Source organism: Corynebacterium sp. HMSC074A09 (genome assembly GCF_001811545.1).
In the GTDB taxonomy this organism is placed as follows: domain Bacteria; phylum Actinomycetota; class Actinomycetes; order Mycobacteriales; family Mycobacteriaceae; genus Corynebacterium; species Corynebacterium hiratae.
On record NZ_KV805136.1, the window covers coordinates 22,382 to 31,531 of the forward strand.

The 9,150-nt window shown below is 60.1% G+C and carries 6 protein-coding genes; all 6 read left to right on the forward strand.

Features of this window, described 5'->3' with window-relative positions:
* The first annotated feature begins 58 nt into the window (after nucleotides 1–58).
* Nucleotides 59–1,531: a DUF3375 domain-containing protein gene (locus HMPREF2807_RS03925; RefSeq protein WP_070510653.1), complete on the forward strand. Its 1,473-nt coding sequence runs from the start codon at nucleotides 59–61 to the stop codon at nucleotides 1,529–1,531.
* On the forward strand, nucleotides 1,528–2,193 hold the full coding sequence (locus tag HMPREF2807_RS03930) for a DUF4194 domain-containing protein (protein ID WP_070510655.1): 666 nt from the start codon (nucleotides 1,528–1,530) through the stop codon (nucleotides 2,191–2,193). The genes HMPREF2807_RS03925 and HMPREF2807_RS03930 overlap by 4 nt, the downstream gene beginning before the upstream one ends.
* Nucleotides 2,186–5,584: an ATP-binding protein gene (locus HMPREF2807_RS03935; protein ID WP_070510657.1), complete on the forward strand. Its 3,399-nt coding sequence runs from the start codon at nucleotides 2,186–2,188 to the stop codon at nucleotides 5,582–5,584. The genes HMPREF2807_RS03930 and HMPREF2807_RS03935 overlap by 8 nt, the downstream gene beginning before the upstream one ends.
* On the forward strand, nucleotides 5,571–6,731 hold the full coding sequence (locus HMPREF2807_RS03940) for a DUF3322 domain-containing protein (RefSeq protein ID WP_070510659.1): 1,161 nt from the start codon (nucleotides 5,571–5,573) through the stop codon (nucleotides 6,729–6,731). The genes HMPREF2807_RS03935 and HMPREF2807_RS03940 overlap by 14 nt, the downstream gene beginning before the upstream one ends.
* A gap of 362 nt (nucleotides 6,732–7,093) precedes the next feature.
* Nucleotides 7,094–7,879 carry a hypothetical protein gene (locus HMPREF2807_RS03945; RefSeq protein ID WP_070510660.1) on the forward strand — a complete coding sequence of 262 codons (786 nt, stop codon included), beginning with the start codon at nucleotides 7,094–7,096 and terminating at the stop codon, nucleotides 7,877–7,879.
* Nucleotides 7,880–7,907: 28 nt separating this feature from the next.
* Nucleotides 7,908–9,002 (forward strand): XRE family transcriptional regulator, encoded by a 1,095-nt coding sequence (locus HMPREF2807_RS03950; protein ID WP_070510661.1) that lies wholly within the window; start codon nucleotides 7,908–7,910, stop codon nucleotides 9,000–9,002.
* The last annotated feature ends 148 nt before the right edge of the window (nucleotides 9,003–9,150 follow it).

Below are 9,150 nucleotides of genomic sequence, written 5' to 3' on the forward strand. Positions count from 1 at the left end.
TCGAATATTTGAGCCAGTCTTCGCTGCGCATGTCCGGCACACCTGTCAGAATCAAGACATGTCTGTTGAAGCACGCGCCCTATCGCTGCGGCGTTTGATGCGCGATTCCGCCGCGATACGGCTTCTAGCCGCGGATAACGCGCCCGTGATCTTGGCGTTGATCGCGGAGTACTTCCCGCGCGGCACCCGGGCGCGCCCGGCGGCGGAGGTCTATGAGCTCATGGTCACCGATTTCGAGGTGTTGGCCAGTGAGTTTTCCATGCCCCGCACGCCGCAGAAGTACTGCAATGACTGGGTCAAGGCCGGGTGGCTCATCAGAAAGTCCGGAAAGAGCTCTCATGGCGAAACGCTCGAACCCAGCGAGGAAGCCCTGTCTGCCCTCGAAGCCATTGAGCGCTGGGAGGCTCCGGTGACCACAGTGACGGCGTCACGCGTGGAATCAATCAGCTCCGCGCTGCAAAGGCTAGCGCGGGATACCAACGAGGACATTGCCAGCCGCGTGGCCAGCTTGGAGGAAGAGCGCGACCGCATCGACCGTGAGATTGAGAAAGCCCGCCGCGGGCAGTTCGAAAAGCTTACCGTCGCGGAGGCAGAAGAACGCGTCCAAGACGTGCTGAACATGGCCATGGCCGTGCCGAGCGATTTCGCCCGGGTGCGCCACGAGCTCGAGGCCCTCAACCACCAGCTGCGCCGCCAGCTTTTGGATCCAGAGGGCTATCGCGGCGAGGTACTGGAGGAGATCTTCAACGGCGTGGACCACATTGCGGAGTCGGACGCTGGGCGCAGTTTCCGCGGCTTTTATTCCCTCTTGATGGATAGGGAGCGCAGCGCCTGGTTGGACCAGTGGATCACGGAGGTCCTCGACAGCGAAGCCGGACAGGCGCTGGCGCCGGACAGGAGGCAGCAGCTGCGCAGGCTTTTCCGCGATATGGAGGACACCAGCTTCGAGGTCAACCAGACCATGACGGGGCTGGCACGCAGCCTGCGCAACTATGTCTCCTCCGAGCAGTTCGCGGAGGATCGGCGCATGATTGAACTACTGCGGGAGGCCCGCGGTATGGCCATCGATGCCGCGCAGAACTCCGAACTCAAGGCCTTTCACCGGATGGAGACACCGCTGCAGCGCATCGGTATGTCGATTCACTCCGTCTCCCGCATTCGCCTGGCCAACCCGGGACGGGAAGTCGTGGAGGAAACCCCGGTGGCATACCAACCGGACGCAGAAGACCCGCAAACCTTGTATGAGCTGGTGCGCGAATCGGAGATTGACTTCGAAGAATTGCACGAGGCGGTACGCTCAGTCGTCGCCCAGTCCGGCCCCTGCACGGTAGGCCAGGTGCTGCAAGCCCATCCACCGACCCAGGGCCTTGCCAGCGTGGTGGGCTTAGTGCACATCGCCGACCAGCACCCGGTGCCCGTGCTGCGCCCGTCGCGTGAGAAAGTCACGTGGACCGAGGATGACGGCACCGTTCGCTCCGCCAACATCCCTACCCTGTATTTCGATCACACCACCGTTAAGGAGCTACAGTGACCGCCGCACACACTCCCCGCGTCGATTCCGCCCACGAGCCACCGCTGTGGGAGCACGATAAAGGCTCGCTGACCTACCACTCGCGGCGCGCATTAGTGCAGCTCCTACAGGGCCCGCTCATTCGCGCGCAGAAGGAACCGGTGCTGTGGGCCGCCATCATCTCGGATGAGGAGAACCTCCGCGCCCGGCTGCATGAGGTGTTCTTAGAACTCGTTGTGGACGAGACCGAGGGCTTCGCGTTTACCCGGATGGTGGAGGAAGAAACCTTGAGCATCCCGCAGGTGCTGCGCACGGATAAGCTCAAGCACATCGACACCGCGATCCTGCTGAACCTGCGCCAAGAGCTGGGGCTTGCGCTGCCCGGCGAGCGGGTCATCGTGGACGTCGAGGATCTCCGGGAGGGAATCGGTTACGTCCGCGCGGTGGACAACCGCGATGAGGCCGGTTTCAACCGCCGCTTCAACGCGGCCATCAAACGCATTCAGAACGACTACTCACTGCTGAGCTCTACTGAGACCGAAGGGCGCTTCGAGGTCTCACCGGTGCTCCGCCAGCTTTTCGACGCCTCCACCGTCACCGCCATCCGGGACGAATACGCCCGCCTGGCGCAGGCTGAGGAAGAGCAGGCAGATGAGGAGAAGGAGGAAACTTCCGATGACTAGCCACACCAGCCTGTACCCCGGACAATTCCGTATCAGCCGCATTCAGCTGATCAACTGGGGCACTTTCCACGGCTACTTTTCCATCCCGGTGGCGCGCAAAGGTTTCCTCATCACCGGCGGTTCGGGCTCCGGCAAGTCCACGCTACTGGATGCGATGTCGGCGGTCTTGGTTCCACAGAACCACCTGAAGTTCAACGCAGCTTCGCAGCAGGACCTCGGCCGGCACAACGGGCGCAGCCTCGTCTCCTACGTGCGCGGCGCGTGGCGGCAGCAGGAAAACGCGCAGACCGGCGAAATCGCCCCGGAGTACCTGCGGGAGGGGGCTACCAACTCGGTGGTAGCACTGACCTATGACAACGGCGCGGGCAAGCAACACACGCTCATTGCTATCTTCCGCCTCAATGGCGGTGAGAACTCAGTAGGCCAGATCAAGAAGTTGTATGGGCTGGTGCCGGGTGATGAGGACGTCGATAAGCTCAGCCCCTTGCTCGCTCGTAGCCTGGACACCCGCAAGATCAAAGCCCTGTACAAGGGACCCGGCGCGTCCTTTACGCCGACATATGCCACGTTTGCGGATCGTTTCCGCAAACGCCTCGGCATCAAGAACGTGGAGGGCCAGCTGCTGCTCCACCGCACACAGTCCGCGAAGTCGCTGTCCAGCCTGGATCAGCTCTTCCGGGACTACATGCTGGACCGGCCCTCGACCTTCTCCCGGTCGGAGGAAGCCGTGGAGCAGTTTGAAGATCTGCGCCAAGCGTACCTGCGGGTCGAGGACGTCAAGGCCCAGATTGATACGCTCGCTCCCCTGCCCCAGCTGCATGCCCAGCGCGCGACCGCGGAGGCAGATAAGCACAAGGCGGAGGCCATGAGCGAGGCGCTGCCGGCCGTGCGCGCTCGCCTGGTGGCAGAGGAGCTGGACTCTCGCATCCGCGCGCTGAGCGCCCAACAGGTAGAGGCCCAGTCGGAAGTGGAATCCCTCGAGGCCGATGTCGCGCACCTCGATGATGCGGAGCGCCGCGCCGCGATGGCTGTTTCCCAGCTCAGTGCCGGCGAGATCGATGCCCTGCGCGCCAAGATGGAGACTGCCGACATAGAGATTGCGCACCGCTCCAAAGAATTCCAACGCCTTGCTGCTGCCGCGGGCCAGTGGACTGAGCACTATGAGCTCAGCCCGCAAGGTTTCGCTGAGCTTCAGGCCAACGCCCAGCTACGACTCTCCGACTTCGAGACCGACTCCGCCGATCTGACGAACCAGCAACAGGAAGCCGGCGTGGCCGCCCGCGATGCGGCCACCGCCTGCGCCCGGCTCGATAGCGAGCTGCGCTCTTTTAGCTCGCGGCGCACCAACATCGACAAGGCCCTGGTGGAGCTGCGCTCCCAACTTGCTCGCGATACCGGCTATGCCGAATCCGAGCTTCCCTTCGCCGGCGAGCTCATCGATATCAGCCCGCAGCAGGCGGACTGGGAGCCGGTCATCCAAAAGCTCCTGCACGGTTTCGCCGCCACCCTCCTCGTGCCGGAGGAAGCCCGGAAAGCCATTAACCAGTGGGTCAACTCCCGCAACGTGGGCACCCGACTGGAATACCGCACCATCCCGGAGTTCACGTCGGCGCCAGCCTCCGCGCGCAGTCCGCGGCAGCTCATCCACAAGCTGGAGTTCCAGGATCACCCCATGACGGCGTGGGTACGCCAACACATTTCCCACCGCTTCAACTATGAATGTGTGGAGTCGGTAGCGGAACTAGACAAGGTCACCACAACTCCCGCCGTTACCCGCGATGGCCTGGAAAGCCGCCCCAAGGACAAGGACGGCTCCACGCGTTTCATCAAGGATGACCGCAGGCGCTTTTCCGGCACAGCGTGGTACCGGGTGGGTTCCACCAACACCGCCAAGATTGAGCTACTGCGCTCCCAGTTGGCGCAGGCCAAAGCCACCGCTAGCGCCGCAGCCAGGCAGGTCCACGACCTTAACCGGAAAATGGACATCCTGCGCTCCCAGCGCGATAAGGCCCAGCAGGTGCTGGACACGAAATTCCAGGACATTGACACTGCTTCCGCGAAGGCGCGCAAGCAAGACCTTCAAGAACAATACGATGCCCTGGCATCCTCCCCGGAGGCCCGGGCCTTGGCCGCCGCCCATCAGCACGCCAAGGAAAAACTGGATGCGGCCCGCGCCCGGCTCAACCAGGCGCAGAAGCACCTCGGCGACGTCGAAGGCGAGCTGAAGCGCTCCACAGAGCGTCGCCGCGTCATCGGCACCTTGCCGGAGATCGCGAATAAGGACATCGCGAAAGCCGTCGAGGAGGCCTTGCACAAGGGAAAGCGCACGCTCACCATCGATAACATCGATACCCGGCGCGATGAAGTCCAGGCCGACCTGCAGGACGCGGCCCGCGCAGCCACGCGCCGCATCGAGGACGCCAACGGCAAGATCGTCTCCGTCCTCCACGCCTACCTGTCCCAGTGGCCGGCAGAAGCCGCCGACCTGGAACCGCAGGCCAGCTTCGCCGGCGAAGGCATTGAGAAGCTGAAGTACCTACGAGCTGACCGCCTGGCAGACTTCCGCGCCCGCTTCCTGGAGCTGCTCAACGGCCAGACCGTCCAGAACCTGTCCCACCTGGCGTCCTCCCTGCGCCATGCGCGCAGCGATATCGAAACGCGCATGGAGTTCATCAACAAGTCCCTGGAGCGCTCGCCCTTCAACGGTGAGCGCACCCTGCGCATTGATGTCAAGGATGCCCGCGGCCAGGTGGTCCAAGACTTCCAGAGGGACCTGGATGCAGCTACCTCCCACAGCCTGGCCGAAATCAGCAAAGATGAGCACGATGCCGCCCTGCAGCGCTATCATGCCTTGGACAAGATTCTGAGCCGCCTGGGCTCTAGCCACCCGGAGGATATCCGCTGGCGCAACGTGGTCTTGGATACCCGCCGCCACGTGAGCTTCATCGGCCGCGAGTGCTACCCCGACGGCACCACGGCCAATACCTATCAGGACTCCGCCTCGCTCTCCGGCGGCCAAGCACAAAAGCTCGTCTTCTTCTGCCTGGCAGCGGCCCTGCGCTTCCGCCTGGCGGAGCCGGACCAGGACGTGCCCACCTATGGCTCCATCATCTTGGATGAGGCCTTTGACCGCGCCGATCCCGCCTTTACCCGCACGGCCATGTCCGTCTTTGCTTCCTTTGGTTTCCACATGATTCTGGCCACGCCTTTCAAACTCATCCAGACGCTCTCCCCCTACGTGGATGGCACCATCGTGGTCAACTACGACGAGCCCCTCATCAACGGCCGCCCGCAGGCGCGCACGGGCTATTCGCTTATCGACGCCTCCACACTCTCCTCCCCTAACCCCGAACCGCCCCACCCTGAGGAGCCCGCCGATGCGGATGCCTAAAGACCTGCAGGCGCATGCGGAAAAGTACCTGCGCAACCACTTCGCCGAAGTGCTCGCCGACCCCGAGGCCCTGCACTTAGAGTGGCCCCTGCACCCGCCTACAGCCGCGGCCGCCGCCCGCGATATCAGCACCACCCAAGACTTCATCCGCGCCTGGCAGCGCTGGCCACACCAGGACGAGGTCATCTATGAAACACGCAATTGGTCCCGCACGGGCCTAGGTGCCAACGATGTGCCCACCCGCGTAATCCTCACCGGTGCTGCGCGCATCGCCACCGCCGCGGGCCTGGAACGCGAGTATTCCACCGCCCGACAGCGCGCCCAGGACATCGCCGACATCTTCCCAGCCTCCCCGGACTTCGCTCATGCCGTCCACCGCTCCTACAACCAGTGGAAGGATTTAAGCGCCTATGACCTGCGCTGCCTAGGACCGTGCCTGACCTGGCTGCGCGCGAACCCCAATTCCGGTGAGTGGGAGCGCGCCGTGCCGGTCGAAGGCGTGGACGGTAAGTGGATTGGCAACCACCGCCGCCTGCTGCTGACGCTCCTCGCCCCCTTCGGTATCAAGGACTTGGGCCTGCGCCGCAGCGACACCCGCCTACGCCTGCGCTACCTCAACCACGCCCCAGCACTCTCCGATATCGAAATCCCCCTCGCCGACGCTGCCAAACTCTTCCCCGACACCCCACCCCGGGTACTCATCGTGGAAAACAAGCAGACCTTCCTGGCCCTGCCGACGCTTGCCGACGCCTCCCCTCCCACCATCGCCCTCCTCGGCTCCGGCACCGCCGCCCACCAGCTCCAGGCACTGAGCTGGCTGCACAAAGCCGACATCACCTACTGGGGCGACCTCGATGCTGCCGGCTTTGCCATCCTCAACGCCGTGCGTTCCCACTTCCCCCACACCACATCACTACTCATGGAGCCCGCCACCGTCACCACATTCCAGCACCTCGCCGTCCCCGACCCCGGCGACGGCTCCGCCGCCCTAACTCATCTCACCACCGAAGAGCAGCGCGCCTACCGCCTGCTGTTCACCGCGGGCAGACTGCGCATCGAGCAGGAGCGGATTCCGTTTGCGTATGCGAGTGCGGAAATCCGTACTTTATTAAGCCCCGCTGACATAGAACATAAACATCTCACATGACATTCTCCCTTCGTTTCGAATCCACCCGCGACCTCGACGAATCAAAATGGCGTAGGTCGTTGAGCGCTTCCTGCATGACTCTCAAAAGGCCCCTGAAGGTTTTGCGTCGTCAGAGCGATGGCTCCTATCAAGATCAGCCCCTTCGAAGGATGCACCGACTCGGAAGTAGCTACCGCCCATTGCATCGGTAGTTTTCCCGCTTTTCTCATGAGTCCGCCCTGTCACCGGGTAGACGAATGGAACTATTCATGTGCACGCTGACTAGCGACTCGCCTAGTTGCATCTCCACTTGTAGCCCTAACAGCAACTTCGTATAGTTAAGTTTTCACCACCTATCGCAGCACTCTGGTATATTTAACCCTATGATTACTCCACATCAGTTAATTGAAAGTCGTCTATTTCAGCAATCCGTAGCCTTTGCCCTACTTTCGGCAATTGCTAGGGCGAACCAGGACTGGACACCCGAAAAGAAGCAAGGACCCAAAACCTTTGCCGCACTTTGCCAAGAGTATCTACACGATGAGCTCAGGAGGGTTTTTAGGCTGGGGGAATACGCGATACCCGAGCAGAGTGCCGACGACGCGGGGATGGATATCCTATCCCAAAATCTTCCCCCAGAAATGTTTGCGTCGATTCCTCCAAAACCGGACTTCAGCATCAACGAAGTGTCATACGGAGGCTTCCACGGTTGGATCTCTAAAGGGTGCATCATCACGGTCATCAACTGCTCCGCCTTCAAAGACCTAGATACTGTAGATTGGATGAAACAAAGTGACATTCGTCGTGATCTTGTTAGAGCGTCCGACGCAGGGACCGATTCAGGGGCCCAAACTGCACTATTCCTGCATGAAGCCTCAACATTCGTCGGCGGGCTTGCTTATCAAAAAATCCAAGAGAACACCCCCTTTAACTCCGTAATTTTCGTAACCTATCGAGCCTCCCCTTCCGATGGACTCCTAGAAGCTAGAATTGGCGTTCCAACAGAGGGCCGAACTATCGGCAGCTCCTGGGCAGACTACATTCAACTAGATTTCTCAACCCCAACCACCTCTAATACCATCAGAAAGGCAGCACCAGCGTCCACCCATTCGGCGGACGAGCTTGGGATTCAGCTTCGAAGAGCACCAGAGCACAAGACTCAACTATAAGCAGGAACAAACGACCGAGGAAAGACATATGGGCAGGTTAAGGGAAATTGCTGATTCGTTCGCACCAGAGCGATTGACACAGGCCCGTGAACTTAATGGCCTCCTTAAGAAGGAGCTCGCAGAGCGCGTAAACGTGACACCAGCAGCTGTTTCTTCTTGGGAGCGCGGCTCAAAAACTCCTACGGAAGACTCTATTTTTAGGCTAGCCAACGAGCTCGAGGTCGAGCCAGAGTTTTTTCGCAAAACCATTTCCCCGCTACTGACTTCCTCAACCCCACCGCATTTTCGCTCATTAAAAACCACCCCTCAAAAAATCCGGAGACAAGCCCATCAGTTTGGCGTCCTCGCCGCGACCGTTACAAGTGGCCTTGAACAACACCTGATCCTCCCGGAACCAGATCTGCCGTCCGTGGACTTTCCTGAAGAAGATGATGAAGTGGAAGCCGCAGCACGTCTACTCCGAAAGACCTGGGGCTTGGGGGCTTTACCGATTAAGGACTTGCTTCTTACCATCGAAAGGAAAGGGGTCATTGTTACGCTCAACGAGGAAGCTACGGCTAATGTTGATGCGTATTCAATGTGGGTGAGCACGAGACCTTATATCATCTTAAATCCCCAAAAGAATGACTTCTACCGTCAAAGATTCGATTTAGCGCATGAGCTAGGGCATTTGGTGATGCATGAGGGAGCGGAGCCAGGCGAAACAGCTGCAGAATCCCAAGCCCATTTATTTGCATCAGAGTTTTTGGCGCCGACTCAATCGTTACTCCCCGAGCTTCCCCGGTCGATAAATCAACAGTCTTGGCGGAAACTATTCGAGTTAAAAGAGAAGTGGGGAATGTCTGTTCAAGCTCTGTTGTTCAGAATGCGACGACTCGGAACAATTAGCGAGAATAGCTATCGTGGCGCGATGACCACTCTTTCACGTAAAAAGTGGAGACGCGCAGAACCGGGACTAATTGCCAAATGCGACCGCCCAGCACTTTTAGAAAAGTCCATTCAACTCCTTGAGGAGAATGGAATTCACCGTGAAATGATCGCAAGAGAGTCAAATCTTCGACTGCCCCAGTTGGAAAAAATCGTCGGAGCCCCGCCGTCTCCAAGGCTTCAAGTAGTTCTTTAGAGAATCCAATTATCTCCAGTCTGCCAAAACTCTGATGTAGATAAATCATCAGAGTTAATGTGCCTCTTTAGGGGCCCTTCCGGTTTCGGGGTGCGTAGCGGGGTGAGGTAGAAAACGACGGGTTCAGCGGGTCACCACAACATGTAGG